The organism is Halococcus hamelinensis 100A6, assembly GCF_000336675.1.
Taxonomy (GTDB): domain Archaea; phylum Halobacteriota; class Halobacteria; order Halobacteriales; family Halococcaceae; genus Halococcus; species Halococcus hamelinensis.
In genome coordinates, this window is record NZ_AOMB01000009.1 from 45,144 (window position 1) to 70,829 (window position 25,686).

33 protein-coding genes and 1 tRNA gene are annotated in these 25,686 nt (G+C 67.8%); 11 read left to right on the plus strand and 23 right to left on the minus strand.

Annotated elements, in window-relative coordinates; translation table 11 throughout:
• Nucleotides 1-328: 328 nt before the first annotated feature.
• From C447_RS03355 to C447_RS03375, 5 genes are all read right to left on the minus strand, one after another.
• Nucleotides 329-586 (minus strand): glutathione S-transferase N-terminal domain-containing protein, encoded by a 258-nt coding sequence (locus C447_RS03355; RefSeq protein ID WP_007690924.1) that lies wholly within the window; start codon nt 584-586, stop codon nt 329-331.
• Nucleotides 587-652: 66 nt separating this feature from the next.
• Nucleotides 653-2,059: an aryl-sulfate sulfotransferase gene (locus C447_RS03360; RefSeq protein ID WP_007690926.1), complete on the minus strand. Its 1,407-nt coding sequence runs from the start codon at nt 2,057-2,059 to the stop codon at nt 653-655.
• 15 nt (nt 2,060-2,074) lie between these two features.
• A complete protein-coding gene (locus tag C447_RS03365) occupies nt 2,075-3,514 on the minus strand; it encodes an NCS2 family permease (RefSeq protein ID WP_007690928.1) in 1,440 nt (479 codons plus the stop codon).
• A 70-nt stretch (nt 3,515-3,584) separates the two neighbouring features.
• Nucleotides 3,585-4,106 (minus strand): orotate phosphoribosyltransferase, encoded by a 522-nt coding sequence (gene pyrE / locus C447_RS03370; RefSeq protein WP_007690929.1) that lies wholly within the window; start codon nt 4,104-4,106, stop codon nt 3,585-3,587.
• Nucleotides 4,107-4,279: 173 nt separating this feature from the next.
• A tRNA-Arg gene (locus tag C447_RS03375) sits at nt 4,280-4,383 on the minus strand.
• A gap of 81 nt (nt 4,384-4,464) precedes the next feature.
• On the opposite strand from C447_RS03375, the gene C447_RS03380 reads away from it, so the two are divergent.
• Genes C447_RS03380 through C447_RS03390 form a run of 3 tightly spaced genes read left to right on the plus strand, consistent with a single transcriptional unit; the run spans nt 4,465 to nt 6,101 of the window.
• Entirely contained in the window at nt 4,465-5,013 is a 549-nt protein-coding gene (locus C447_RS03380) for an AAA family ATPase (RefSeq protein WP_007690931.1), read from the plus strand.
• Nucleotides 5,010-5,423: an RNA-binding domain-containing protein gene (locus C447_RS03385; RefSeq protein ID WP_007690933.1), complete on the plus strand. Its 414-nt coding sequence runs from the start codon at nt 5,010-5,012 to the stop codon at nt 5,421-5,423. Before C447_RS03380 ends, C447_RS03385 begins: the two co-directional genes overlap by 4 nt.
• 36 nt (nt 5,424-5,459) lie before the next feature.
• Nucleotides 5,460-6,101 (plus strand): HAD family hydrolase, encoded by a 642-nt coding sequence (locus C447_RS03390; protein ID WP_007690935.1) that lies wholly within the window; start codon nt 5,460-5,462, stop codon nt 6,099-6,101.
• Here C447_RS03390 and C447_RS03395 read toward each other — a convergent pair.
• From C447_RS03395 to C447_RS03410, 4 genes are all read right to left on the minus strand, one after another.
• Complete coding sequence (locus tag C447_RS03395) at nt 6,098-7,162, minus strand: molybdopterin-dependent oxidoreductase (protein WP_007690937.1); 1,065 nt, start codon at nt 7,160-7,162, stop codon at nt 6,098-6,100. The two genes, C447_RS03390 and C447_RS03395, sit on opposite strands and share 4 nt — an antisense overlap.
• Nucleotides 7,163-7,204: 42 nt before the next feature.
• On the minus strand, nt 7,205-7,765 hold the full coding sequence (locus C447_RS03400; protein ID WP_010612021.1) for a thermonuclease family protein: 561 nt from the start codon (nt 7,763-7,765) through the stop codon (nt 7,205-7,207).
• Between the two features lie 68 nt (nt 7,766-7,833).
• On the minus strand, nt 7,834-8,391 hold the full coding sequence (locus tag C447_RS03405; protein WP_007690941.1) for a magnesium transporter: 558 nt from the start codon (nt 8,389-8,391) through the stop codon (nt 7,834-7,836).
• Nucleotides 8,392-8,976, minus strand: coding sequence for a magnesium transporter (locus tag C447_RS03410; RefSeq protein WP_007690942.1), 585 nt, complete (start codon nt 8,974-8,976; stop codon nt 8,392-8,394).
• A 126-nt stretch (nt 8,977-9,102) separates the two neighbouring features.
• Between C447_RS03410 and C447_RS03415 the strand changes: the two genes are divergently transcribed.
• Complete coding sequence (locus C447_RS03415) at nt 9,103-9,474, plus strand: hypothetical protein (protein ID WP_237713312.1); 372 nt, start codon at nt 9,103-9,105, stop codon at nt 9,472-9,474.
• 4 nt (nt 9,475-9,478) lie between these two features.
• Here C447_RS03415 and C447_RS03420 read toward each other — a convergent pair whose 3' ends face one another.
• The 11 genes from C447_RS03420 to thpR all read right to left on the minus strand — a co-directional run bounded on the left by C447_RS03420 (nt 9,479) and on the right by thpR (nt 17,869).
• Nucleotides 9,479-10,885 (minus strand): signal recognition particle protein Srp54, encoded by a 1,407-nt coding sequence (locus tag C447_RS03420; protein WP_007690946.1) that lies wholly within the window; start codon nt 10,883-10,885, stop codon nt 9,479-9,481.
• A 414-nt stretch (nt 10,886-11,299) separates the two neighbouring features.
• Nucleotides 11,300-11,878 (minus strand): cysteine hydrolase family protein, encoded by a 579-nt coding sequence (locus C447_RS03425; RefSeq protein WP_007690948.1) that lies wholly within the window; start codon nt 11,876-11,878, stop codon nt 11,300-11,302.
• Entirely contained in the window at nt 11,875-12,633 is a 759-nt protein-coding gene (locus C447_RS03430) for a YqcI/YcgG family protein (protein WP_007690949.1), read from the minus strand. The genes C447_RS03425 and C447_RS03430 overlap by 4 nt, the downstream gene beginning before the upstream one ends.
• A 67-nt stretch (nt 12,634-12,700) precedes the next feature.
• Nucleotides 12,701-13,189 carry a metal-dependent hydrolase gene (locus C447_RS03435; RefSeq protein WP_007690951.1) on the minus strand — a complete coding sequence of 163 codons (489 nt, stop codon included), beginning with the start codon at nt 13,187-13,189 and terminating at the stop codon, nt 12,701-12,703.
• A 1-nt stretch (nt 13,190) separates the two neighbouring features.
• Nucleotides 13,191-14,621: a signal recognition particle-docking protein FtsY gene (ftsY, locus tag C447_RS03440; protein ID WP_007690953.1), complete on the minus strand. Its 1,431-nt coding sequence runs from the start codon at nt 14,619-14,621 to the stop codon at nt 13,191-13,193.
• Nucleotides 14,622-14,624: 3 nt separating this feature from the next.
• Nucleotides 14,625-15,101 (minus strand): prefoldin subunit alpha, encoded by a 477-nt coding sequence (pfdA, locus tag C447_RS03445; RefSeq protein ID WP_007690955.1) that lies wholly within the window; start codon nt 15,099-15,101, stop codon nt 14,625-14,627.
• Between the two features lie 141 nt (nt 15,102-15,242).
• A complete protein-coding gene (locus C447_RS03450) occupies nt 15,243-15,911 on the minus strand; it encodes a translation initiation factor IF-6 (RefSeq protein WP_007690957.1) in 669 nt (222 codons plus the stop codon).
• A 1-nt stretch (nt 15,912) separates the two neighbouring features.
• Nucleotides 15,913-16,191, minus strand: coding sequence for a 50S ribosomal protein L31e (locus C447_RS03455; RefSeq protein ID WP_007690959.1), 279 nt, complete (start codon nt 16,189-16,191; stop codon nt 15,913-15,915).
• Entirely contained in the window at nt 16,188-16,340 is a 153-nt protein-coding gene (locus C447_RS03460; protein ID WP_007690961.1) for a 50S ribosomal protein L39e, read from the minus strand. The genes C447_RS03455 and C447_RS03460 overlap by 4 nt, the downstream gene beginning before the upstream one ends.
• A gap of 70 nt (nt 16,341-16,410) precedes the next feature.
• A complete protein-coding gene (locus C447_RS03465; protein ID WP_007690963.1) occupies nt 16,411-17,214 on the minus strand; it encodes a ZIP family metal transporter in 804 nt (267 codons plus the stop codon).
• A 103-nt stretch (nt 17,215-17,317) separates the two neighbouring features.
• Nucleotides 17,318-17,869 carry an RNA 2',3'-cyclic phosphodiesterase gene (gene thpR / locus C447_RS03470; RefSeq protein ID WP_007690965.1) on the minus strand — a complete coding sequence of 184 codons (552 nt, stop codon included), beginning with the start codon at nt 17,867-17,869 and terminating at the stop codon, nt 17,318-17,320.
• 53 nt (nt 17,870-17,922) lie between these two features.
• Here thpR and C447_RS03475 point away from each other — a divergent pair, with 53 nt between their 5' ends.
• Together C447_RS03475 and C447_RS03480 are read left to right on the plus strand one after the other, a co-directional pair.
• Nucleotides 17,923-18,684, plus strand: a complete 762-nt coding sequence (locus C447_RS03475) for a tetratricopeptide repeat protein (protein ID WP_007690967.1) — start codon at nt 17,923-17,925, stop codon at nt 18,682-18,684.
• Nucleotides 18,656-18,949 carry a DUF424 domain-containing protein gene (locus C447_RS03480; RefSeq protein ID WP_007690968.1) on the plus strand — a complete coding sequence of 98 codons (294 nt, stop codon included), beginning with the start codon at nt 18,656-18,658 and terminating at the stop codon, nt 18,947-18,949. The genes C447_RS03475 and C447_RS03480 overlap by 29 nt, the downstream gene beginning before the upstream one ends.
• Here C447_RS03480 and C447_RS03485 read toward each other — a convergent pair whose 3' ends face one another.
• Complete coding sequence (locus tag C447_RS03485; RefSeq protein WP_007690970.1) at nt 18,950-19,234, minus strand: GYD domain-containing protein; 285 nt, start codon at nt 19,232-19,234, stop codon at nt 18,950-18,952.
• Between the two features lie 122 nt (nt 19,235-19,356).
• Between C447_RS03485 and C447_RS18045 the strand changes: the two genes are divergently transcribed.
• The 4 genes from C447_RS18045 (at nt 19,357) to C447_RS03500 (ending at nt 22,647) form a co-directional block, all read left to right on the plus strand.
• Entirely contained in the window at nt 19,357-19,503 is a 147-nt protein-coding gene (locus C447_RS18045) for a hypothetical protein (RefSeq protein WP_007690972.1), read from the plus strand.
• Nucleotides 19,504-19,555: 52 nt separating this feature from the next.
• The gene (locus C447_RS03490; RefSeq protein WP_007690974.1) at nt 19,556-20,803 is read left to right on the plus strand and encodes an aminotransferase class V-fold PLP-dependent enzyme; all 1,248 of its coding nucleotides are present in this window, start codon (nt 19,556-19,558) and stop codon (nt 20,801-20,803) included.
• 46 nt (nt 20,804-20,849) lie between these two features.
• The gene (locus tag C447_RS03495) at nt 20,850-21,269 is read left to right on the plus strand and encodes an iron-sulfur cluster assembly scaffold protein (RefSeq protein ID WP_007690975.1); all 420 of its coding nucleotides are present in this window, start codon (nt 20,850-20,852) and stop codon (nt 21,267-21,269) included.
• 535 nt (nt 21,270-21,804) lie between these two features.
• Complete coding sequence (locus C447_RS03500) at nt 21,805-22,647, plus strand: translation initiation factor eIF-2B (protein WP_007690977.1); 843 nt, start codon at nt 21,805-21,807, stop codon at nt 22,645-22,647.
• On the opposite strand, the gene C447_RS03505 is transcribed toward C447_RS03500, so the two are convergent.
• Both C447_RS03505 and C447_RS03510 read right to left on the minus strand, forming a co-directional pair.
• Entirely contained in the window at nt 22,644-22,841 is a 198-nt protein-coding gene (locus C447_RS03505; RefSeq protein WP_007690979.1) for a hypothetical protein, read from the minus strand. The genes C447_RS03500 and C447_RS03505 overlap by 4 nt on opposite strands.
• A 93-nt stretch (nt 22,842-22,934) precedes the next feature.
• Entirely contained in the window at nt 22,935-24,956 is a 2,022-nt protein-coding gene (locus C447_RS03510) for an AMP-binding protein (RefSeq protein ID WP_007690987.1), read from the minus strand.
• A 110-nt stretch (nt 24,957-25,066) separates the two neighbouring features.
• Between C447_RS03510 and C447_RS03515 the strand changes: the two genes are divergently transcribed.
• Nucleotides 25,067-25,686: TIGR00366 family protein (locus tag C447_RS03515; RefSeq protein WP_007690988.1), on the plus strand; the 620-nt coding region annotated here is incomplete at its 3' end.

Here is a 25,686-nt window from a genome sequence, read left to right on the forward strand (position 1 = left end):
GAGCCCACCTTTTGCTGCGGTCGCTCGTTCGCCTTCGGCTCACTCGCTCCCTGGCAAAATGTGGATCAAAAGCGCGTCGGGTTCCCGCTGGTCACCCTCGCGCCCGCTCGCTCCCGCTGGTCGCTCGCGGTACGATCACTACTCTCTCCGCAACCGCACAGCACCGCACCGCCGAAGCCCTCGACCGCTCGCTCCGCTCGCGGTCTCGCCCTTCATCCGCCAGGAGCCGCGCCAACCGCGCCGCAACCGCACAGCGGCCGCGCCGCACCGCGACCGCCGCAGCCGCCGCTATCGGGTTTTGGGAGAAAAAACGGTGGTCTGGACCGACTTACGCAGCGGCTTCGGCGTAGTTCCGTTCGAGGTACTCGACGATGTCGTCGGACTCCGCCATCCCCTCGACGTCGTTGTCGGGGTCGACGAGCACCGGCACGCCGGTCTGGCCGCTGACTTCTTCGACTTCGGTCCGCTCGTCGTGCGAACTCGGCACCATGTGCGATTCGTACTCCAGGTCGAGCTCTGCGAGCTTGTCCTTGACTTTCGCACAGTACGGGCAGCCTTCGAGTTCGTAGAGTTCGAGGTTGGACATTACACCTCGTGGTAGGCCGTCCAGCCTCAAGAACACCACGGTGGTGCGAACCGCTCGCAAACCCGCTCAGGGGAGCCGTCGTGCGAGTTCGCGCCGGATCCGCCCTCGCCGGTAGACGACCTCACCGACGAACCAGCAAAGCCCGAGCACCATTCCGCCGAGCGCCGCCGCGAATCCCCAGCTCGACAGCCACACGGGCCGGACGAACGGCGTGACGTGGCCGTAGCCCCGGGCCAGCGAACCGACCTCGGTCTCGACCGGGGTCCCCCTCGCCGTCCTCGAAACCCACTTCGGGAACGACGGGTTCGCGTCCGAGGCGTTCGTCCCGCCCGAGGCGGCGTAGCGTCCCGCGACCCCGAGATCCGCGATGGTCGGTCCGTTCGACCCCCCGATCGAGGCGTTCCCCGCCCCGGTCGCGTTCGCGGCGGAACGCCGCTCAGCGTCGTAGGGGGCCCACGGCGCGAAGTACTCCCAGACGACCTCGCCCCGCGGCGTGACCTCGACCACCCGCTGGTTCAGGGTGTCCGTGACGAGGGTGTTCCCGTTCGGCAGGCGGTCGGCGTCGCGCGGCCAGTCGAAGCCCGTGAGTGTCCAGGTTCGCGTCCACGTCCCCTCACCCGCCGGCCCGCCGGTCTGCTCGTACTCCACCACCCGGTCGTTCTCGGAGTCGGCCACGAGGATCGTGGGGGTGCCGTTCTCGCTTTCGAGGTAGTCCGGGTTGTGCTGTTCGTCGAGCGTGGCGTGCGCGCCGTCGCGACCGAGACGCAGTTCGATCCGCTTCGTCGAGCGGTCGACCACGACCGCCTGGTCGAAGTTCCGGAGCGAGACCAGGTACTCCCCCTCACGGACCTCGTCGACGTCGTTGACGTGGGTCCAGTCCGCCGAGTAGCCCCCGTCGGTCGCCCTCGGGAAGTGGTTTCGAACGGTCCACTCCCAGACGACCCGGTCCTGGCTCCGGTTGTAGACGAAGACCCGGTCGTTCGGCACACCCGAACCGTTGGTCGCGCGCATGTTCGCCACGAGGAGCTCGTCGTCGCCGATCAGGTCGACGTCGTGGGTGTCCTTGGCGTCGAAGCGCTCGGTCCAGACCCGTTCGTCCGACCGGGGGTCGTACTCGTAGACCACCGTCTCGCCGGGCTCCGTCGAGGTCACCAGCAGATTGCCGTCCGAGAGGGGGTCGACGTCGTAGTACCACCGCGAATCCGCGCCGCCGTCGTGAACCCACTGCGTGGTGGCGTTCGGGCCCGCGCTCACCAGCCGCGCGGGCTTCTTGCCGTTGCCGATCCCACGGAAGTGAAAGCCCTGGACGCTCACGACGGTGTTCCCGTTCGCGGGCTGGGTGACGTTTCCGGGGCCGAGACCGGTGGGGTCGTAGGTCATCGCCGAGGTGGCCGCCGCGAGCGCGAGCGCGCACAGCGCCGCGCCGAGGAGCCCCCTGAGAAGCCAGCGCCGGGCGGGGAGCGAATCAGGCATCTCGACTCCCAGCTATCAGAGCTGTCCCGCGAGGATCCCGCTCGTGCGGACGAAGAAGTAGCACACGAACGCGAGCGCGAGCACCCACTGGCCGGCCGAGACGTCACGCACCTGGCCGCGGGCGGTCTTCACGATGGGATAGGAGATGATACCGGCGGCGATGCCGTAGGCGATCGAGTAGGTGAACGGCATCACGAGGATCGTGAGGCCGGCGGGAACGGCGTGGGTCAGGTCGTTCCAGTCGACCTCGGCGACGTTCTGGAGCATCAGGACGGCGACCATCACCAGCGCGATGTGGGAGGCGTACTGGGGGATCGCCGACGCCAGCGGGACGAACAGCAACGAGACGAGGAACAGGACGCCGACGACGACCGCGACCAGCCCCGTCCGGCCGCCCTCCTCGACCCCCGTCGAGCTCTCGACGTAGGTCGTCACCGTCGACGTCCCCAGGATCCCACCGATGGTGGTGCCGACCGCGTCGGCCATCAGCGGTTTGTCGATGTCGGGGAGGTTGCCGTCGTCGTCGAGGAAGCCCGCGACCTGGCCGACGCCGGTGAGGGTTCCCGCGGTGTCGAAGAAGTCCACGAAGAAGAAGGTGAAGACGATCAGCGCGAACGAGAGCGCGTCGACGTTCTGGAAGCCCTGGACGAACGCGCCGACGAGTGGTGTGATGTCGTACCCAGCGGCGCTGTACTGGAGCCCGGAACTCGAAACCAGCGAGGCCGAGAGCAGGGTCGTTCCCTCGGGGGCCTGGTCGGCCGGGAACGCGCTGAAGCCGAGCAGCGAGGCGACGTAGCCCGCGAGCGCGGTCGTGATGATGCCGATGATGATCGCGCCCTTGGTCCCGCGGACGTAGAGCACGAGGGTGAAGAAGAGCCCGAGCACCGCGAGCACCGCCACCGGGTCGGAGGCGAAGACGGGGTTGAACTGGACGAACGTCGAGGCGTCGCCCGCGACGACCCGCATCGCCTCCAGCCCGATGATCGCGAGGAAGAGACCGATACCCGTCCCGACCGCGAACTTCACGGGTTCGGGGATGAGGTTGATGACGAACTCGCGTGCGCCGACGGCGGTCAGGACGAGGAAGAGCACCCCCTCGACCACGACGGCGGCGAGCGCGGTCTGCCACGGCACGCCGAGGCCGAGCACCACGGTGAACGCGAAGAAGGCGTTGAGGCCGAGACCGGGGGCCTGGCCGAACGGGCGATTCGCGTAGAGGCCCATCACCAGCGTGGCGACCGCGGCGGAGACGAGCGTCACCACCGCGATCATCTGGATGGTCTGTGCGTCGGTCCGGCCCGGAACCGAGATCGCTGCCCCGAGGATCGAGGGGTTGACCACCACGATGTAGGACATCGTGAGGAAGGTCGTCAGCCCCGCGAGGAGCTCGGTCCGGAGGTCAGTGTCGTGTTCGTCGAAGCCGAAGTACGCTGCAACGGTGTCCCTGGCACCCATCGATACTCAGAGGCCGGGGAGGGTGGTGTTAAACATTTTCATCAAGGTCTGACAAAAGTGAAACAAACGTCTACGCGTCCGCGAGGAGATCCTCGGCCGTGACGAGCGCGTCGAGGTCGACGTCGTGCTCGGCGAGGCGCTCGCGCGCGCCCTCCTCGCGGTCGACCACGACCAGCACACGGTCGACGACCGCGCCCGCCTCCCGGAGCGCCTCGACGGCATCGAGCGCGCTCTGACCCGTGGTCGCGATGTCCTCCAGCACGGTCACGCGCTCGCCCTCGGCGAGTTCGCCCTCGATCTGGTTCCCGGTGCCGTACTCCTTTTTGGACTTCCTGACGACGACGTAGGGCGACCCAGTCTCGACGCTCGTGACGGCCACGAGCGGGACCGCACCCAGCGCGACCCCGGCGAGTTTCCCGTCGTCGAGTTTCGCCGCGAAGGACCGGGCGATCCGCGAGAGGCAGTCCGGATCGGTCTCGAAGCGGTACTTGTCGACGTAGTACTCGCTGGTGCCGCCGTGGGAGAGTTCGAACTCGCCGTACTGCACGGCGTCGGCGCTCCGGAGCGCCTCGATGAGGTCGGTGTCGGCCATGGCGGCGAGTCGAACGGCCCGGTGATAAACGCCGCGGGCGCGGCGTGCGGCGGCGGAACGGCCGCCGTGCGGTGGTGGACGGTTCCGGTGCTGGTCCGGTGTCCCGGCGAGCGGGAGCGAGCGGTCGAGGGTCCGGCGGTGCTGTGCGGAGACGGTTCAGCACCGGAAGGCAACGGGCACGGCGGGATTCGAACCCGCGACCGTCGGATGGCTTCCCGTGGCGCTGGCGCGACACGGATAGAAGTCCGACGCTCTATCCGGACTGAGCTACGTGCCCTGGGTCCGGGTTCGGCGGGACGGATAAAAGCGGTTGGGTCGAGTGCGGAGCGTTTAACCCGGATTCCGGCCAATCCCGCCCATGCAGGTCATCGGCGTCGTCGGCCTTCCGGGCAGCGGCAAGAGCGAGGCCGCGACCGTCGCACGCGAACGGGGGGTTCCGGTGGTAACGATGGGCGACGTCATCAGGCAGGCGTGTCGCGAGCGCGGGCTCGACCCCGCCGACCACCACGGCGCGGTCGCGAAGGCGCTCCGCGAGGAGGGCGGTCCGGGAGCCATCGCCGAGCGCTCGCTCCCGACCATCGAGGCCGCGCTCGACGACGCCTCGACCGTCGTCGTCGAGGGGATCCGCTCCGACACCGAGGTCGAACGCTTCGAGGCGGCCTTCGGGGAGTCGTTCACCCTCGTCGCCATCGAGGCTCCCTTCGACACGCGGGTCGACCGGGTCAGCGCCCGTGGACGCGACACACCCGCCGAGGAGGGCGGCGAGAGCCTCGACGCCCGTGACGAACGCGAGCGCGGGTTCGGGATGGACGCCGCCATCGAGCGCGCCGACGTCGTGGTCGAGAACACCGGCTCGCTGGCCGCCTTCCACGAGGAGATCCGTGGACTCCTGACGGAGGAGCCATGATCTACCGGGTCGACGTCGAGGTCACCGCGCCGGTCCACGACACCGAGGTCACCGACCGGGTCGCCGACGCGGTCGAGACCCTCGTCCCGGGGGCCGAGATGGAACGCGCACCGGGCGAGATCCGCGCCGAGGCCCACAGCCTGGATCGGTTCTCCGAACTCCTCCACGAGCAGGAGATCCTCGACAGCGCCCGCAACGAGTTCGCCGCCGGCACCCGGGGGGACGTCATCGAGTTCGAGTTGAAGAAACAGCCCGCCTTCGTCGGTGTCGTCAACTTCGCGGTGGGCGATCCCGACGAACTCGGCGGGATCCGCTTCGAGGTACACGTCCACGAGCCCTCGGTCGCCGCGTACATCGACCACGTCGCGCCGCCGACCGAGGAGGGAAGGCCGGTCGAGCGGGAGAGCTGACCACAGCGGCTTTGCGTCCCGACGGAAACGGGTCGTATGTCCACGGCCGTCTTTTTCGACCTCGATGGAACGCTCCTCGAATTCACGAAGCCTTACCGCGAGGTCATCGAAGCGACCTTGAACGCGTGTCTCGACCGCTCGACGGCAGCGCTGGTCGAGACGTACAACGAGAACTTCTACGAGGCATTTACCGCGATCGAACCGGAGCCGTATCGGCACGGAATGCGGGCGGTTCGGGCAGAAGCAGAGAGCGACGTGGCCCCTGAGGCGCTCGTCTCCGAGTTGTACGAACGGGAGGTGGCGATGACGACCGTGAGCGATGGCGCTCGGAAGCTGACCGAGTCGCTCGCGGAGCGCCATCACCTGGGGGTCATCACGAACGGCCTGACGGAGTGGCAACGAGCGAAGCTCGCTCATCACGACCTGCTCGAACGTTTCGGGACGGTGGTCACGTCCTACGAGGCCGGCGCGCACAAACCCGACTCGGCACCGTTCGAGCTGGCGAGAGAGCGCGTCGACGCCGACACCTACGTGATGGTCGGCGACGACTACGAGGCGGATATCGAAGGTGGAAGGCAGGCCGGGTTCGTTCCCGTTCATCTCGATCGTGGGGTGTCGGGCGGAACGCAGGTCCGCGACCTCGGGGCGCTTTCGAACCTGCTCGATTCGCTGGCCTAGCGGTCGAAGCCGCTCACGAATATCGCGAGCCACTCGCCGAGGTCCCGCCGTCGAGTCACGTCGACCGCCTCGACCCACTTCACCCACTGGAAGCCGCGGCGACCGGGGGCCACGAGGCGGAGCGGGTAACCGTGGCCGTGGTCGAGGCGCTCGCCGTCGACGTGGGTCGCGAGCAGCGCCTCGCGGGCCTCCTCGACCGGGAGGCTCCAGCGATAGCCGGTCACCGACCGGAAGGAAACCCACTCGGCCTCCGTCCCCGGCTCGACGGCGTCGAGGAGGTCCCCCACCCGGACCCCGCGCCAGTCGTGGGTCGAGTACCAGCCGCTGGTGCAGTCCAGGGTCGCCCGATGGCCGTTCTCGGGGTCGAGGTCGGAATCGGTGAGTTCGAGCTCTCGTCGGGTCTCGCCCCCGATACGGAGGGTCCAGGCGTCGGCCTCGATGGGATCCGGGTCGTCGGCGACCCAGCTCGTGACCGGGAAGGCGTTGCCGGCGTCGGAGCCGTCCTCCGTCGACCCGGTGAAGCGGTGGTCCTCGCCGCCGGTGTCGAGGAGGCGGTTCGCGGTTCGCTGGAGCCGCCACGTCAGCGCGCCGAAGCCCACCACGGCGAGCGACGAGAGCGCGGTTCGTCGCCCCTCGAAGTCGTGGGTGCTCGGGAGCCGGAAGCGGCTTCGGAGGTGGACGAGCAGGACGGGCACTACGAGCGCGCCGAGGACCATGTGGACGAACAGGAGTGGCCACGGGCCGAGGCGGGGGGTCACACCGAACGACCAGACCGCACCGGTGGCGAGCGCTCCCACCGCGAGGAGGGCCAGGAGGATCGAGACCGGCGTGTGGCGGTCCCACGCCCGTCGCACCGTGACCCGTGGCCGAACCCGGCGGAGCTTCCAGAACAGGAGAAGGACGAGCGCCAGCCCGCCTACGCCGTGGAGGGCGAACACGACGGCATCGCTCGGTCGACCCGAGATAAGGGTCAGGAGGCCGGTCGCGGCGACGAACCCCACGGTGACGAGGATCGACCAGTCGACCAGCCGTGGCGGGAGTTCGAACCGCGAACGCGTCATGCGTTCGTATAGGCTCTCCGACGGGTTAACCCCCGCGACGACTCACGCGGCCTCGTACCCCCAGAGACCGGTTCCGTTGCGCTGGGCACGCGCCTCGGCCCGTTCGAACGCGTCGGTGCGCGTCAGTGGCGCGTCGTAGAACCGGGCGTAACCCCGGACGAGGAGCTGTCGGTTGAACGGCTGGCCGTCGACGGAGACGTAGACCAGCAGCCGACCGTAGCTTCCGCGGGTGTCGGCGGCCGGGTCGAGCGCGACCGTGACCTGCCGGCCGTCGAGTTCGTCGCGAGCGAACCGGCTCGCGTTCTCGCCCCAGGCGTGAAGCCAGTCCGCGCCGGCCTCGGTCTCGGGGACTCCCTCGAACTCGTCGGGCGTGTTGTCGCCGTAGACCTCGGGCGTGTCGACGCCGAGGAGTCGGACGGTGTCCGTGGTGCCGTTCGCAAAGCGCACGTCCATCGTGTCGCCGTCGACCACCTCGACGACCGTGACGGTCCAGGAGGTCCCATCGTTCGACCCAACGGGTCCGGAGCTCGTCGTCGGTCCCGTGAGTCCGCTACAGCCGGCGAGCACGACGAGGAGACAGACCAGCGGCACGGTCGGTTTCACGAGCCACCCACTCCCGAGGGCGTGCTGAAACCGATGGAACCGGCAGGGAACGCCGCGGGATCGACGGCTCAGACCACGACCCGGACGACCGCGAACAGCACCAGGACACCCAAAACGTCACACACGTTCGTCACGACCGGGATCACGACGTCGTCGGGGTCGAGGCTGAATCGGTAGGCGGCGTAGGTCGCGACCACCGTGACGAGGACGGCGAGCACCGCGAGCACGGCCCCGCTCGCGGTCGCGACCACGAGGACCGTCACCAGTGAGAGCGCGGTGCCCGAGAGGAGTTCGGAGAGGAGCCACGCGCCGGCACCCACGGCTGGAAACATGGTGAGCGAGAGCCCGACGGTGGCGAGCGCGTTGCCCGCGAGGGTCTCGTCCGCGGGTGAAAAGGAGAGCCGCCCGAGGTGGAAGGCCGTCGAGAGCCGCGCGGCGAGCACGCTCCCGAGGTTGCCCGCGGTGCCGATGGTGACCGGCACGAGCACGAGCAGCGAGGGATACCGGAGGAGCGTGGCCTGAAACGAGTCGAGAACCAGCCCGCTGCCGAGTTCGACCAGCGCGAGCACCACGAGCACCGGCACCGTGGCGCGGGTGATCGCCCGGACGGTCCACTCGGTCGGCACTCAGCCCCCACCCCCGCCGAGCGCGAGCACGATCCGGGCCGCGAGCAGGAGGAAGACGAGGCCGAAGACGTCGCCCGTCGTCGTCACCACCGGGCCGACGATGGTGTCGGGGTTGTAGCCGCGCCGATAGCCCGCGAACACGACCACCACCACCGCCGTCGTCAACACCGCTCCCGAGAGGAGTCCCGCGATGACGGCGACGGCGACCAGGGTGGTGATCGGTGCCGAAGGCCGACCGAGGATCCCGAGGATCACGTAGGCCGCGACGGCGGCGAAGCTGCTGACCATCAGCCCGTTCGTTATCGCGGCCACGATGGCGGCGACGAGACGGTCGTCGCCGGCCCCGACCCGTGGTTCGATCAGTCCCTGGTGGAGCGCGGTGGCGAGCCGCGCGCCGAACGAGCCGTAGACGTTCCCCCGGGTGGCGAGCAGCGCCGGCACGAGCACCAGGAGTCCGTCGATCATCCGGAGTTCGGTCCGCATCCCGCCGAGGACGACGCCCGCGACGAGGCCACCGACCAGGCTCGCCGACAGCGCCGGCAGCGCCTCGCGGTAGGCCTCGCGCGCGACCTCGACGATACTCATCACCCGAGAGAACCGCCGCCAGCGGTAAAAACTCGTTCCGTTGGGCAACGGGACTATGGGAAGGGAGCAAATGTTCTCGGGTCGCACCCAGAACGTTTTACTCAGATGGGCTCTATTCTGGACGAAATGGTATCGTCCCGGATGCAGGCCGTGTCGTGCTTGGTCTCCGTCGTCATCGGTGGGGCGATACTGCTCTTCGACTCACTCTCCGGCCTCACGGTCTCTTCCGGCGAGTATTCGGTTTCGCTTGGACCATACGGCTTCCTGTTTCTCGTGCTTAGTGTAGCCTTGCTTGCTGGGGACGCCACTGGACGCACACGAATACTTGGTTCGGCAGGCTGGATCACTGGTCTCTGCCTCATCATCGTCGTCGATGGATTGGTAGCACTCGGTCCGTACATCTACGATGCTGGGGTCGTGGTGCTGGTCGTGACTGGTGCCGTGCTGTTTTTAGTAGAATTCGACTTCGGTCAAGAACGGAATGTGGACGGCTCGTAGCGTCTCAGCCGAACGGGCCGCCACCGCCGCCCATGCCACCCATCCCGCCCATGCCGCCACCGCCGCCGTCGCCTTGCTCCATTCGCTTCATCATCCGCTGCATGTCGGCGTCGCCCATCCCCTGGAACTGCTTCAGGGTGCGTTCCATCATCCGGTGTTGTTCGAGGAGCTCCCGAACGCGTTCCTCGGGCTGGCCGCTCCCGCGGGCGATCCGGCGGGTCTGGCTCGCGCCCACCGAACGGGGGTTCTCGAGTTCGGAGTCCGTCATCGAGTCCATCACGATGTCGAAACTCCGCATTCGGTCCTGGGTGACGTCCATCGCGTCGTCGGGGAGCTGGTCCTTCAGCCCGCCGCCGAGTCCGGGGATCATATCGAGGACCTGATCGAGGGGCCCCATCTTGTTCATCGCGTCCATCTGGTGGCGCATGTCCTTCAGGGTGAACTGGCCCTGGAGGATCTCCTCGGGGTCCCAGTCCTCCTCGTCGTCGGTGGTCTCCATCGCGCGCTCGACCCGCTCGGCGAGCTGCTTGAGGTCGCCCATCCCCAGGAGTCGGGAGATGAAGCCGTTGGGCTCGAAGCGCTCGACGTCCTGCACCGTCTCGCCGGTCCCGAGGAACGCGATCGAGGAGTCGGTCTCGTTGACGGCGGTGAGCGCCCCGCCACCCTTCGCGGTCCCGTCGAGCTTGGTAATCACGACGCCGTCGATCCCGATAGCATCCTCGAAGCGCCGGGCCTGGTCCTTCGCCCCCTGGCCGATCGCGGCGTCCATCACCAGCAAACTCCGATCGGGTTGGACGACGTCGTCGATCGCGCGGATCTCGTCGATGAGGTCGTCTTCGAGCGCGTGCCGCCCCGCGGTGTCGACGATCTTGACCTCGGCCTCGTCGGCCGCTTCGAGCCCCTCGCGAGCGATCTCGACCGGGTCGTCGCTGTCGGGGTCACCATAAAAAGTGACCTCCGCGCGTTCGGCCATCTGCTTCGACTGGTCGTACGCGCCGGGGCGGAAGGTGTCGGTCTGGATGACGGCGGGCCGGAGACCCTTCTTCGAGAACCACCACGCCATCTTCGCGGCGGTGGTGGTCTTCCCCGAGCCCTGGAGGCCAGCGAGCAGGATGGTCTGAGATTCGAGCGGGAGGTCCGTGCTCTCCCCGACGAGGTCGACCATCTCCTCGTAGACGATCCGGAGGACGAAGTCCCGCGCCGTCGTGCCGCCGGGCGGCTCCTCGTTGAGCGCGCGGTCCTCGATCCGGTCCGAGAGGTCCATCACGAGGCTGATCTCGACGTCGGCTTGGATCAGCGAACGCTGGATCTCCCGGACGACCTCCTCGACGTCGTCGGCGTCGAGGCGGGTCTTGCCCTGGAGTCTGTTGAGGGTTCCCCGGAGGGAACTCCCGAGGTCGTCGAGTACCATTTGCCACCACTACGCCGTGTGGTTCCTAAAGCCCTTCTGGACACCCACTTTTTTACTTCGTCGGGTTCGCCGGAGGCGAACCACTCCTCGCAAAAACCTGGACTAAAAACTGCCGCTCACTCGCGCTCCGCGCTCGTTCGCGGTACAATCACTAACGCTCCCGCTACCGCCCCGCACCGCCCACACGCCTCCCCAACCGATTCGTTCGTGGTTCGAAAATCGCGTGGCGATTTTCGTCATCACGAAAGGCGCTTCGCGCCTTTCGAACGACTCCCTCCGGTCGCTCACTCATCCCTCGCACAGTGTTCGCGGCCGCGGGTTCACGTCCACTCACGGGTCACTTCGTTCCCCGTTCGCATCGAGGCGCTTCGCTCCTCGCGTCGCTCACCCACGACCGCGAGCGCGCGCCAACAGCTACAGCAATGCGTCGGTTTCCACGATCGTCGCGAATTCGCCGTCGAGATGGGCGAGCGCGAGGCGATGGCTCTGCTCGGCATCGTAGCTCTCGCCGTCGTAGCCCACCCGCTCGTGAGTCGCGGTCGCGTCGGCGACCACGAACACCCGAAAGTCGAGGTTCTCGGCCATCCTGGCGGTGGTCGAGACACAGTGGTCGGTGGTCAGCCCCACGACCACGAGCGTCTCGTGGCCCGCCTCGCGGAGTCGCGCTTCGAGGTCGGTCCCGACGAACGCGCTGTTGACCGATTTCTCGACGACTGGCTCGCCGCTCTCGGGTTCGGCGACGGGTTTGAACGCGTTGCCCGGCCTGTCCGGTCGGAGCGGCGAGTCGGGTTCGGTCGAGCAGTGCCGGACGTGGATCACGGGCCGCTCGGCCGCGCGCCACGCGTCGAGGAGACCGCCGATGCGCTCTTCGCAGTCGGGGTTGTTCCGCTCGCCCCATCCGGGTTCGTCGAATCCCTGCTGGACGTCCACCAAGAGGAGAACGGCGTCGTCCGGCACCACATCGCCCTCACCCGTTTCGGCGACCGAACTCATGGTTTCGTGATTTCGAGCGGGCAGTCCCGATGGCTCTCGCCTTCGGCCTCGGGCAGGAGGTACTGTTTCCACTCGCGGTCGTCGGGATCGCCCCAGTCGCCGAGGTCGGCGTGGGGACAGACCGCGTCGTACTCGTCGGCGCGTTCGCGGATGACCTCACGCGCCCGTCGGCCCGCCGCGGTGTCGCCGGTGATCCCCTCGAAGATCGCCCGCGGCTGGAAGGTGATCTCCAGCCCGTGGGGGTTGTGGCGGCTCCGGCGGGCCTCGTAGAACGGCGCGCGCGCCGTCGGGAACATCGGGACCCCGCCGAAACAGAACTCCCAGTGGGGGTCGTCGGGGTCGGCGGGGATCTCGTAGGGCCACGGCTCGGGGTCGGTGTCGTGGAGATACTGCAGGATCTCCCAGAGCCGGTCGCCGTACTCCGCCTCGGTCAGCGGGGTTTCGGGCGGCGCGAAGAAGACCACAAGCGAGACGCGCTCGCCGGGCGAGTCGAAGGTCTTCGCGTACTCGTACAGCGTTTCCCGGAGTCCCGCGAGCGCGTCCTCGTCGGTCGTCGACGCACAGAACGCGTAGCGCGCCATCCCGGTCGCCTCGCTCTCGACGCCGAAGTAACACGGAAAGGGCGCGTCGGTGTCGAGCATCGTCTTCCGGAAGGTCCCGTACTGCTCGGCCGCCCACGCAGGTAGCTCGTCGTGGTCGATCCGGTCCCGGAGGGTCGACTGGTCGAGATACCTGCTCGGAAGCGAAACGCTCATACAGTCGGTTTCGTCGCCCGTTCGCGTATGTCTTCCGATTCAGCCGGCGAGAGTCGAACGTTTGGTCTCAGATCAGCCCGACGAGCCGAAGCGTGATCGCGGTCGCGCCGGCACCGAGAAGGAGAAGCAGGGCGTTCGCGGTCGTGTTCGCGGCGGTGGCGAGCCCGAGCGAGTACCGCCGCGAGGAGAGCGGCCAGAACGGCGCGACCCCCATCGGCGTCAGCCAGTCCGCGAGCAGGTGGGCGAGAACGACCAGCGCGCCGAGGAGGCCACCGAAGCCCGCGAGGGGACGTGGCCCGAACCCGACGAGTCGAGTCCCCAGAGCCCAGCCGCCCGCGCCGCAGGCGAGCCCGAAGAGGGCGGCGAACGCCAGCGTGTGGGTCGCGCCCCGGTGGGTGAGCAATCGCGTTCGTGTATCGAGGTCGGGCACCATCGCGAACCAGACCACGACGACGAACCCCGCGACGGCCAGCGCGAACCGACCTCCCGAGAGCAGAAAATAGCCGACCGGTGCGTAGAGGAACAGGCCGACGCCGACGTGACCCGACCGGTACACCTCAGTCGTCGTCCCCGAGGAGCCGGTCGACGAGCACGTCGGGCTCGAACCGCTCGATGTCGTCGTAGCCCTGGCCGGTGCCCAGGAACAGGATCGGCTTGCCGGTGACGTGGGCGATCGAGATCGCCGCCCCACCCTGGGAGTCGGCGTCGGCCTTCGCGAGGATCGTCCCGTCGATCGTCGCGGCGTCGTCGAACTCCCGGGCGCGGTTGGTCGCGTCCTGACCCGCGACAGCCTCGTCGACGAAGATCGTCATGTCCGGATCCACCACTCTATCGATCTTCTCCAGCTGGGCCATCAGGTCGTTCGAGGTGTGGAGCCGACCCGCGGTGTCCCCGAGCACGACGTCGATGTCGTTGGCCTCGGCGTACTCGACGGCGTCGTAGAGCACCGCCGCCGGGTCCGAGCCCTGGTCGTGGGCGATGACCTTCTTCCCCAGGTTCTCGGCGTGCTCGGCCAGCTGCTGGTTCGCGCCCGCCCGGTAGGTGTCGCCGTTGGCGAGCACGGTCGAGAGGCCCCGCTCCTCGAAGTAGCGTGCGAGCTTCGCGATCGAGGTCGTCTTCCCGACGCCGTTGACGCCGGTGAAGACGATCGTCACGGGTTTGTCGGCCTCCGCGATCCGCTGGTCGAAGTCGAACTGCCCGACGCTGATGACCTCCCGGAGGGACTCCGCGAGCGCCTCCTCGACGACGGTCCCCGTGCCCTTGACCTGGGCGCGTGTCGCCCCGGTGAGCTCCTCACGGAGCCGGTCGAGGATCGCCTCCGTCACCGTCATCTCGACGTCGCTTTCGAGCAGCGCCATCTCCAGTTCGAACAGCGGTCCCTCCAGCTCGGCGGCCTCGATCAGCGACTGGCCGGTGGCGAACAGCTTCGCCCGCGTCCCGAAGCCGAGGTCTTCGTCCTCGCCCGCCGATTCGTCCTCGTCCGGAACCGTCGTCGGCCGGTTCAGTCGGGTCCGCCGGCGCTCCGGTTCGGCGTCGTCGTTCGTCTCCTCCCCCGTTCCCGGTTCGACGGTCCCGGACGCGGCCGCGCCGCTTCCCGATTCGTTCGTGTCGAGGTCGGAGGATGCCGACGCGTCCGAGGACGCCTCGGCGGGTTCGTCGGTCGTTTCCGAGTCGACGGACTCTTCGGACTCTTTGGGCTCTGCGGGGTCGGCTGCCGACGCGTCCGTGCCCGCTCCGAGCGGCGACGGTTCGCTCTCGGCTGCCTCCGGTTCGGTCCCGTCGAGCGTGGGTTCGTCCTCGACCGCCGGTTCGGGTTCGGAAGCGGCCTCCGGTTCGGCGGTCGTCGTTTCGGGCTCCGCGACCGTTTCGTCGGTCCCTGCCGCGGCTGCCGCTTCGTCGGCCTCGTCAGCCTCCGCCGCCGCGTCGTCGATCTCCTCCTCGGCGTCGTCCCGGAAACTGCTGAGCCGGTCCTTGAGTCCGTCGAACATCGCCTATTCGTCGTCCGGCTCCCCGCCCATTCCACCCATCTGGCCCTGGAGTTGCTGCATCTGTTGTTGTTGGAGCTGCTGGGCCTGCTGTTCGAGCTCCTCGCGTTCGGACTCGACCTCCTCGATCTCCTCTTCGACCTCCGAGATACGGTCGTCGAGCGTTTCGCGTTTGCGTTCGAGGGTCTCGACCGCAGCCTCCTCGTCCTGTTCGGCCGCGTAGCCGCCGCCGAGGCTCACGACCGTCTCGTCGAGGTCCTGGACCTCGGCGCGAACGTAGGCGTCGCCGCCGAGCGGGACCTGGACCGTCGAGCCGCTTTCGAGCGCGTCGAGCGCCTCGGTGGCCTCGTCGATCTCCGATTGTTCGTCACGGAAACCCTCGATCTCGGCCTCCATCGCCTCCTTTTGCTGTTCGAGCACGTCGAGCTCCTGGGAGAGCTGTTCGAGCTGCCCACCGCCACCGCCGCCACCACCGAGGCTCATCGGTCGCCCTCCGTGGCGCGTGCTTCGACTCCGGTCCCGAACGCAGTAACGAACGTATCCATACCCGGTGGTGGGTGAGCACGTCGGAAGAACCTTGTCCTCTCGTCGGACGACGGTCGAGCCGTTCGGAATCGCGCGGCCTCAGCCGTCGATGTAGCCGAGCGCGTCCTCGATACGACCGAGCTCGGGGCCCGTGCTGTCCCGCCCGACGACGTAGCCGTGCTCGTTGGCGAGCAGCCCCGAGCCGACGAGCGGCGCGCCGTAGTTGACGGTGCCGATGTCGGCGGGGACGTCGAGCAGCTCTTCGAGGTAGTCGAGCTCCTCGTCGGTGGAATTGGGGTGACAGAGAACCCCTCGATCGGTGGCGACCGCCGCGGTGCCCACCGTTCGAACGTCCGCGAGCGCGCCGCGCTCGGCCGGAACCCCGAGGTGCTCCTCGACGACCGCGACGGCCTCCTCGGGGAGGTCGGGGTGGAGGTACGCCCCCGAATCGTTGACCAGCACGACGTTGCCGGCGGCGTTGATCCGGCCGGGAAGCGTCGCCACCGGGAGGTCGGTCGCGTCGGCGATCCGCTCGCGCTCGGCGTCGGTGATGCGTTCGCTCGTGAGCAGTCCGTTCGAGTTGCCGGTGACGAGCGCACCCACAGTACCGGATCCGGCGACGGTGGTCTTCACTGGCGGGACACCGAGCTCGTCGGCGAGCTCCGAGACGAATTCGTCGTCGACGTCGGGTCTGACGAGGAGGCAGTCGTCGGTGGCGCTCGCGAAGACCCCGACGTACGCCGAACCGGAAAAGGCCGCGCGGAGCACGCTACTCCGCGTGTTCTGCTTCGACGACCCGCTCGCCTTCCTCCTCGAATCGAGCCGCGCGCACCCGAAGCTTGCTCGGGGGCTTCTTCCGGCCGCGCGACCAGACCGCCTCGTTGATCGAGGGGTCGAGACGCACGGCGTCGGGGTCGGCCTTGAAGTGCTGGGCGAGGTGGTCGCGGATGAGGCCCATCGCGCGGTCGGCGCTCTCGTGTTTGGCCCCGGCCTTGACCTTGCGGAGCGGTACCGTCACGACGCGCTCCTCGAAGTCGTCGGCGCTCATTCGTCCGTGTCCGAGCGCCGCCAGTTGCGTCGCTTCGGGTTGCGCATGGTGTCGCGGTCGGTCTTCATGATGACCCACGCCGGCACGCGACTGTTCTGCCGTTCGAGTTTGCCGAGGCGCTTTTTCTTCGCCTTGGACTTCTTGCTCATGGTGGAGGTCCTATCCCGCCTCGGCTTATATCTTTGTCCTTTTGGCTGCTTCCCGCCGACGCCGTTCGCCTCAGACGACCGCCAACGGGAGCATGACGAGCACGCCGACGACCAGCCCGAACACCAGCTCCCGACGGCCACCGCCCGGCAACCCCGCACCGATCTCGCGGGCTTCGGGGATGAAGTCCGCGAGCACGAGATAGACCATCGCGCCGGCGGCGAAGCCGAACCCGACCGCGAGGAGGTCGCGTGCGATCCGGACGAAGTAGAAGGCGACCACCGCGCCGATGGGTTGGGGGAGGCTCGAAAACACCGCCCACCACACCGTCCGGGGGTTCGAGACGCCCATCGACCGGAGCGGTATCGAGACCGCGACGCCCTCCGGGACGTTGTGGATCGAGATGGCGACCGTCATGAAGACCGCGAGCACCGGTACCGTGAGCCCGAAGAGCGCGACCCCGCCCCCGAGGTCGAGGTCGGCGAACGAGACGCCGACCGCGACCCCCTCCGGAAAGCTGTGGACCGTGAGCACTCCCAAAATGAGGAGGAGCTTCCGGTAGTCGGCCTCCTCGTAGTGGCGCGGGTGGACCTCGATGTCGGAGAGCACGCGCTGGCTCACGACCACGAGCCCCACACCCGCGAGGAGGCCGAGCGCGAGCTCGGCGGGCGTGCCCTGGGCGAGTCCCTCGAAGACCAGCCCGAACGTCGACGCCGAGACCATGATACCCGAGGCGAGCCCCCAGAGCACGACGTTCGTCCGGTCGCTCACGTCGTCGACGAAGAAAAAGGGCACCGCGCCGAGACCCGTCGCGAGCGCGGTGAGGAGCCCCGCGACGAAGACCAGGGTGAGCCCCGCCAGGAGATCCGGTTCCATACCGGCGAGAGGGCTCCGAGACACATATCAACCACCTTTCAGATTTAGGCGACCCTCAACCGTACTCTTCTGTTCGATCGGGCTCCGCTCCGTTCGCTCGCGTCTACAGCTCGACCCGTTCGACGGTGGTGTACTCGGGACCGTCGTCGGTGAGCACGCTCTCGGTGAGACCGATGGAATCGACCTCGCGGCTCCCCAGGGTCGGGTCGGTCTCGCGGAGCGCGCGCTGTACCCGTTCCTTCCCGCCGGCGTGGTCCATCCGGGCGACCGTCGCGTGCGGCGTGAACGCGTGGTCGGCGGGATCGAAGCCGAGTTCTACCGTTCTTCGCTCGATAGCCTCGTGGAGCCGCGTGAGGTCGTCGCTACCTTCTCGAACGCCGACCCAGACCACCCGGATGTACTCGTCGCTCGGGAACGCGCCGAGCCCGCCGAACTCGGCGGTGAAGGGTTCGACGTCGGTCTCCTCGACCGCCGCTTCGAGGGCGTCGGTGAGGTCCGGAACACGCGATCCGTCGACATCGCCGAGGAACTTCAGCGTGACGTGAACTTGATCGGGAGCCGTGAGTCGGATCCCGCCCGCGTCCGCGAGGGGTTCTTGGACGGCGGCGATCTCGTCTTCGAGGCCGTCGAGGGCGACGCTGACGAAGAGTCGCATGGGGTGCGTAGCAGGCCGCAGGCCTTAATCGGGGTCGTCCCGTAGGGGGGGTCATGACTGACCCTGACGACGAGCGAGAGGGTGGTTCGCACCCGTTCTCGGAGGGCGAGGGGTTCTCCGACCCCGAGGGGTTCGACCTCGACCCGCCCGAGCTCGCGGTCGACCCGAGCGAGGTCGACCCGGTGGACTCGCGCGTGCTCTCGGACCTACTCGACGAGCGCCAGATCGGCGGCGACGTCGACGTCGAGGAGCTCATCGACGTCGGGTTGAGCTACATCGAGATCAACCGGTACGAACAGGCCACCGAGACCTTCGAGCGCGCCGCGCGGTTCGCCGAGGACGACGGCCTCGAACAGGAGGCGTGGGTCAACAAGGGCGCGGCCCACGCCGAGTTGGAGGAGTACGACGCCGCCATCGGGGCCTACCAGGAGGCACTCTCGCTCGACGCCGACTCCGAGCACGCCGCGAGCGCCGAGACGAACCTGGCCTACGCGCTCTGGGAGAGCGGGCAGACCGAGCAGGCGCTCGACCACGCCGAGCGGGCGGTCGAGCGCGACCACCGCTTCGCCCAGGGCTGGTACAACCGGGGCTTCTTCCTGCTCGAACGCGGGCTCGCCGAGGAGGCGCTCAACAACTTCGACAACGCGCTTCGGCTGGGTTTCCGAAACGCCGAGGTGCTAGAGGAGAAGGCGCGCGCGCTGGAGGAGACCGGCCAGGACGAGCGCGCGGAGGAGGTGGCCGAGGAGGCCCGCGAGCTTCGCGAGCAAGCCGAGGAGGAACTCGTCCGTGATCGTCAACGAGCGCAAAACGCCTGAGGGACGACTCGTCTCGGTGTGTGACGAGGCCATCCTCGGCGAGACCTTCGACAACGACGGCGTGCCGTTCGAGGTGACCGAGGAGTTCTACGACGGCGAGCCAGCCGACGAGGACCGGGTGGTGGCGAGCCTCGCGCGCGCTCGCGTAGCGAACATCGTCGGGTCGGAGGCGGTCGACCTCGCGGTCGAACACGGCTTCGTCGAGGAGGGGAACGTCCTCGACCTCGGCGGGACGGCCCACGCCCAGCTGTTGCGGCTCGGGTGACTACTCGCCGACGAGCGCGCCGAACTCCTCTATCGGGACGCCTTCCATCGTGTCCATATCGAGCCCGTGGCGTGCGGCGGCCGTCGAGACCTCGAAGACGGTCTCGCGGTCCGGGGCCTCGAAGACCACGAGGAAGTCATAGCGCCCGAGGAGGGCGTAGGTGTCCTCGAGTTCGGCGTCGACGTCCTCCAGTTCGAGACTGATATCGCCCCAGAGCGAAGCGAGCTCCTGGAGGTTCTGGAACTCCGCGTCGACCGCCTCGACGAGCGCGACCCACGTCTGCATACCCTCGACTTCGAGGCGACGCCGAAAAGGGGTTCCGGCCGTTCGCCGGTCGGTGGTTTCGCGCGGGCAGCGCTTGTGAATGCCTGCGCAGGTCTTATCCGTCGACCAGCGCGTGTACGGACATGAGTTACTCGACGACCATCGGCTGGTCGCTGTTCACCTCGGGCATCGTCACGCTGTTGCTCAAAGTCGCCCCCTACGATTCGCTCTACTGGGGCATTGCGTTGCTAGTCGTCGGGCTCGTGATCATGTCCCGGCGCGTGCTGTAGTCCGACTAGGGCGACCGAAGGAATGTTCCGCGTCGGGACCGTAACGAGGCCAATGAGCACGCAAACCGAGGAATCGCTCGACGTCGACCGTCTTCGAAGCGAGTTCCCGATCCTCGAACGCGAGGTCGGCGACGGCCAGCGCGTTATCTACCTCGACAACGCCGCCACGAGCCAGACCCCCGACCGGGTGGTCGACGCGATGAGCGACTACTACCGGGGAACGAACGCAAACGTCCACCGCGGGATCCACCACCTCAGCCAGGAGTCCTCGGTGTCCTACGAGGAGGCCCACGACCGGCTCGCGGCGTTCGTCGGGGCCTCGGGCGGGCGTTCGGAGATGGTCTTTACGAAGAACACCACCGAGGGCCTGAACCTCGTGGCCTACGCGTGGGGCCTCCGGGAGCTGGGTCCGGGCGACGAGGTGGTGCTCTCGGAGATGGAACACCACTCCGCGCTGGTGACCTGGCAGCAGATCGCGAACCGGACCGGGGCCGACGTGAAGTTCATCGGCATCGACGACGAGGGCCGGCTCGACATGGACCACGCGGCGGAGCTCGTCACCGACGACACCGAGATGGTCTCGGTGACCCACGTCTCGAACACCCTCGGGACGATCAACCCCATCGCCGACCTCGCCGACCTCGCCCACGACCACGATAGCTTCGTCTTCGTCGACGGCGCGCAGGCCGTCCCCCACCAGTCCGTCGACGTCGAGGCGCTCGACGTGGACTTCTACGCCTTCTCGGGTCACAAGATGTGTGGGCCGACGGGCATCGGCGGGCTCTACGGCAAGGAGGACCTGTTGGCGACGATGGAGCCGTTCATGTACGGCGGCGGGATGGTCAGGAAGGTCGCCTTCGACCGGACGACGTGGGCCGAGGTCCCCGAGAAGTTCGAGGCCGGCACGCCCCCGATCGCCGAGGCGGTCGGGCTCGCCGAGGCCGCCGACTACCTCGACGACGTGGGTCTCGAACGCATCGAGCGCCACGAGCGCGACCTCGTGGAGTACGCGATGGGTCGGATGGCCGAGTTCGACGACATCGAGGTCTACGGCCCGCCCGCGGACGAGCGCGCGGGTCTCGTCTCGTTCAATCTGGAGGGGGTCCACGCCCACGACCTCGCGAGCATCATGAACGACCACGCCGTCGCCATCCGACCGGGCGACCACTGCACCCAGCCCCTCCACGACGTGCTCGGGACGGCGGCCTCGGCGCGCGCGTCGTTCTACCTCTACAACACGGAGGCGGAGGTCGACGCGCTCATCGACGCCATCGACGACGCGCGGCAGCTGTTCGGCTGAGCCCCCCGGAATCCTTTTGCGTCGCACAGACCTACTCGGGTTCACTATGAGTATGGGCTCGGACATGTATCGCCAGCAGATACTCGACCACTACAAGAACCCGCGGAACTACGGCGAGCTCGACGACCCCACCTTCTCGCACATCGGCGAGAACCCGATGTGTGGCGACGAGATCGCGGTGGACGTCCAGCTCGCCGACGACGGTGAGACCATCGAGCGCGCGGCGTTTCGCGGGGACGGCTGTGCGATCAGCCAGGCCAGCGCGAGCATGCTCACGGGCGAACTCGCGGGGATGACCCTCGACGAGCTCGACGAGCTGGACCGCGACGACGTGATCGACCTTCTGGGTGTGGACATCAGCCCGATGCGGGTCAAGTGTGCGGTGCTCGTGGAGATGGTGGCCCAGGACGGCGCGGCGATCTACCAGGGCGAGAAGACCAGCATCGAGAAGACCAAAACCGAGTAGACGGTTTCGTGGCCGCTGGGCGGCCAGCGGGCGCGGTGCGGTTGCGGCCAGCGGAAGGCGGTTGCAGTGGCGGGGTTCTCCTGGTGGATGAAGGGCGAGGTCGTTCGAAAGGCGCGGAGCGCCTTTCGTGATGACGAGAGAGCTTCGCTCTCTCGAACCAACGCGGAGCGTCCGAGGGCTTCGGCGGAGGCGGTTGCGGTGCTGTGCGGAGTGGGAAGGTATTGTACCGCGAGCGAGGCGGTTCGACTGGAAGGAGAACCTCGAATGCGAACGGGGAACGCGTGGCCGACCACCGGGAGGTGGTTCGAAAATCTCCGATTTTCGTCACTGAGCGGAGCGAAGCTCCGCGAGGTCCAAAAGAGTCGGAGACTCTTTTGACGATCACGGGAGAGCTTTGCTCTCTCGAACGACCACGACGCGAACGGCGACCGCAGGAAGCCGTGAGCCAAGTGACCCATGAGCGGAGCGAGCGAGCGCAGCAAAAGGTGGGGCGGGGACCCGAGAAGTAAAACCGTGTGGCGGTGAGAGACCTGCTATGATAGACGAGACGGTCGAGGAGATCCGCGAGATGCAGAGCCACAGCTCCTCGGTGGTCGCCGTGAAGGCGGCCCACGCGCTCGCCTCGCTCACCGAGCGCGAGTTCCGGAGCCTCGAGGACTTCGTGCGGGACGTCGAGCGCAACGCCAGCGCGCTCCGGCAGGCCAACCCCTCGCACGCCTCGCTCCAGAACACCCAGCGCGAGATCGTCGCCGCGCTCGACGACGACTTCGACGACATCGACGCGGCGAAAGCACGGGTTCGAGTCGCGGTCCGGCGAGTGATCGAGCGCGTCGAGATGGCGAAGCGCCGGGCCGCGGAGTACGGCGCGATGGCGCTCGAAGACGGGATGACGGTCCTCACCCACGACTACTCCTCGACCGTTCTCGAAGCGATCGAACTCGCGTGTCGCGACGGGGCCGAGCTCACCGTCTACGTCACCGAGGCCCGCCCCCGGTATCTCGGGCGAAAGAGCGCGCGAACCCTCGCGGCGGTCGACCGGGTCGAGCCCCATCTGATAGTCGACGGCGCGTCGGGCCACTACCTCCCCGAGTGTGATCGGGTACTCGTCGGGATGGACTGCATCGTCGACGACACGCTCTACAACAGAGTGGGAACCTTCCCGCTCGCCGCCACCGCCGCCGAGTGCGACGTGCCGGTGACGGTCATCGGTTCGGGGGCGAAAGTCATCGACGAGGGCTTCGTCTTCGAGAACGAGTTCCGGACGAGCAGCGAGGTGATGCGCGAACCCGCGGAGGGCTTCTGGATCGACAACCCGGCCTACGACGCGACGCCCGTTCGGTTGATCGATTCGGTGATCACCGACGAAGGGATGGGTTAGGCTTCGAGGAGCCGCTCGGGGCGGGTCGTGACCGCGGTCGAACAGGCCGGACAGGTGTAGACGAGGGTGTCGGCCTCGTGGTCGACGTTCCAGTCGCCGTCGATCGGACTTTCGTGACCGCACTCGGGGCAGTAGAGGACGTTCTTCCGTCCGGGAGGCCCGTCGGCCTGGCGGTGGGTTGTGGCGGGGGTCATCGAATTATGCTACGAACGCGACGACTATAGGTCTGGCGGGAGAAGCCTCGAAACGCCCGTTGACGCCAAACAATGGTGATATTCCCCGCGAAATCAACGGGCCCGTTCGACCGCGTCGAGCGCCGCGGGATTCTCGATCGAGCTCATGTCGCCGAGCTCCTCGCCCCGATAGACCGAGGCGATCGCCCGCCGGATGATCTTCCCCGACTGGGTCTTCGGGAACTCCTCGACGAACAACACCTCGCGGGGTCTGAACGGCTTGCCGAGGTCGGTGCCGACCCGGTCGCGGAGTTCCTCGCGGAGGTCGTCGGTCTCCTCGACGCCGTCTTCGAGGACGGTGTAGGCCACGACCGCCGTGCCCGTCGTGTCGTCGGGGACACCAACCGCGGCGGCCTGGTTCACCGCGTCGTGGTCCATCAACGCGCCCTCGACCTCGGCCGGTCCCACCTTCCGGCCCGCGACGTTGAGCGCGTCGTCGGCCCGCCCGTGGAGGAACCAGAGGCCGTCCGCGTCCTTCTGGGCCCAGTCGCCGTGGTTCCACAGGGGCGGCTCCTCGAAGGTCGACCAGTACTCGTCGAGATAGCGTTCGTCGCCGCTCCAGAGGGATTTCGTCATCGAGGGACAGGAGTCCCGCGCAACGAGGTAGCCCCGCTCACCTTCGTCGGCGACCGACTCACCCGCCTCGTTCACGATGTCGACCGCCATCCCGAGCCCCGGACCGCCGAGGGTACAGGGTTTCAACGGCTGGATCGGCAGCGGCATCAGGAAACAGCCGCAGATCTCGGTTCCCCCCGAGATGTTCATGATCGGCGTCTCGCCGTTGCCGACGTGTTCGTAGAACCACAGCCAGGACTCCTCGTCCCACGGTTCGCCGGTCGAGCCGAGGAATCGGAGGCTGGAGAGGTCGTGGCCCTCGACCCAGTCGTCGCCCTGCTTGCGGAGCGCGCGGATCGCCGTGGGCGAGATCCCGAACTGAGTGACGTCGTGGTCGTCGATCATCCGCCAGAAGCGGTCGGGTTCGGGGTGGTCGGGCGCGCCCTCGTACATCACCACCGTGCCCCCGAAGGCGTGGTTGCCGAGCAGGGTCCAGGGGCCCATCATCCAGCCGATATCCGAGACCCAGAAGAAGTTGTCGTCGGGTTTCTGGTCGAAGCCGAAGTGGATCTCCTTCGCGCACTGCATCAGGACTCCCGCGTGGGTGTGGACGATCCCCTTCGGCTGGCCCGTCGTGCCCGAGGAGTAGAGCAGGATGGACTCCTGTCCGGAATCGAGGGACTTCGTCTCGTACTCCGGTGACTCGCCCTCGATCGCGTCGGTCCAGGACTCGTCGCGGTCGCCCCACGGGATCGCGCTCGACGCGTCGGCCTCAGCACCCGCATCGGGCACCAGTCCCAGCCGGTCGTAGACGACCGTGTGTTCGACGTGGCCCGCCCGCTCGATGGCGTCGTCGGCAGCCTCCTTCAGCCGGACTTCGCTGCCGCGGCGGTAGAAGCCGTCGCCGGTGAACAATACTGTGGGTTCGGCGTCGGCGATCCGGGTCGCGGTGGCGTCGACGCCGAACCCCGAGAAGACCGGGACCGCTATCGCGCCGACCTTGAAACAGCCGTAGAGGATCGCGATCACCTCGGGGACCATCGGCATGTAGAGCGCCACCGTATCGCCGGTTCCCACTCCGCGGGCTTCGAGCGCGTTCGCGACTCGGTTGGCCTGGTCGTAGAGGTCGCCGAAGGTGACTTCTCGTACGTCGCCGGGTTCGCCCTCCCAGAGACACGCCACGTCGTCCCGACCCTCCCCAGTCGCGTGTCGATCCAGGGTGTTGTGGGCGATGTTGAGCTTCCCGCCGGGATACCAGTTCGAGAACTGCGGGCCGTCCGAATCGTCGCGAACCTCGTCGTACGCCTCGAAGAAGTCGATCCCCAGATACTCGGGGAGTTCGTCCCAGAACCAGTCGACCCCCGACCGTTCGACGCCCTCGACGTCGCCACAGGTCCGTGCGATCAGTTCGTCGTGGTCCGCGATGTCGTACTCCTGCATGAACGCGTGGACGTTCGTGGACTCGACGAACTCTCGGGTCGGTTCGTGGACGAACCCCTCGGTGTCGGAAGCTGACCCCATCGTTCCCGACTATCGAGCCGGCGCTCACAAGAACCTTTGCGCCCGCCCCGCAAACCGGCGAGGACCCGTCGGTAGTTTTATTCGCCGTCCTCCATTTCCACGATCGTTTCATGGCAACCAGCGAACGCGGAACGGTGGTACAGCGGCTCGGGTCGGGGATCGCGGACGTGGTCGAACGGTGGATGCCGAGTCCGTTCCTGTTCGCCATCCTCCTGAGTTACCTGGTGTTCGTCGGCGGCATCCTCATCGAGGGCGCGGGGCCGGCGGCGATGGTGGGCTACTGGTACGACGGCTTCTGGACCCTGCTGACCTTCGGGATGCAGATGGTGCTCATCCTCGCGACGGGGTACGTCGTGGCCTACCACCCGCTCGTTCGGCGGGGGATCGAGCGCCTCACACGGATCCCGAACGACGGGAGGCAGGCGGTGGTGCTGGTCGGGGTCATCGCGATGGTCGTCACCTGGATCCAGTGGGGGCTCGGCCTCATCGTCGGTGCGGTGCTCGCCCGCGAGATGGGTCGACAGGCCCACGAGCGCGGGCTCTCGGTCCACTACCCGCTGCTCTGTGTCGCGGGCTACATGGGGATGGGCCTGACCTGGCACTGGGGGCTCGCGGGCTCCGCCCCGCTGTTGATGAACACCCCGGACAACATTTTCGTCGAACAAGGTATCGTCGACGGCCTCATCTCGACGTCCCAGACGGTCTTCAGCCTGTCTCTTATACACATCTC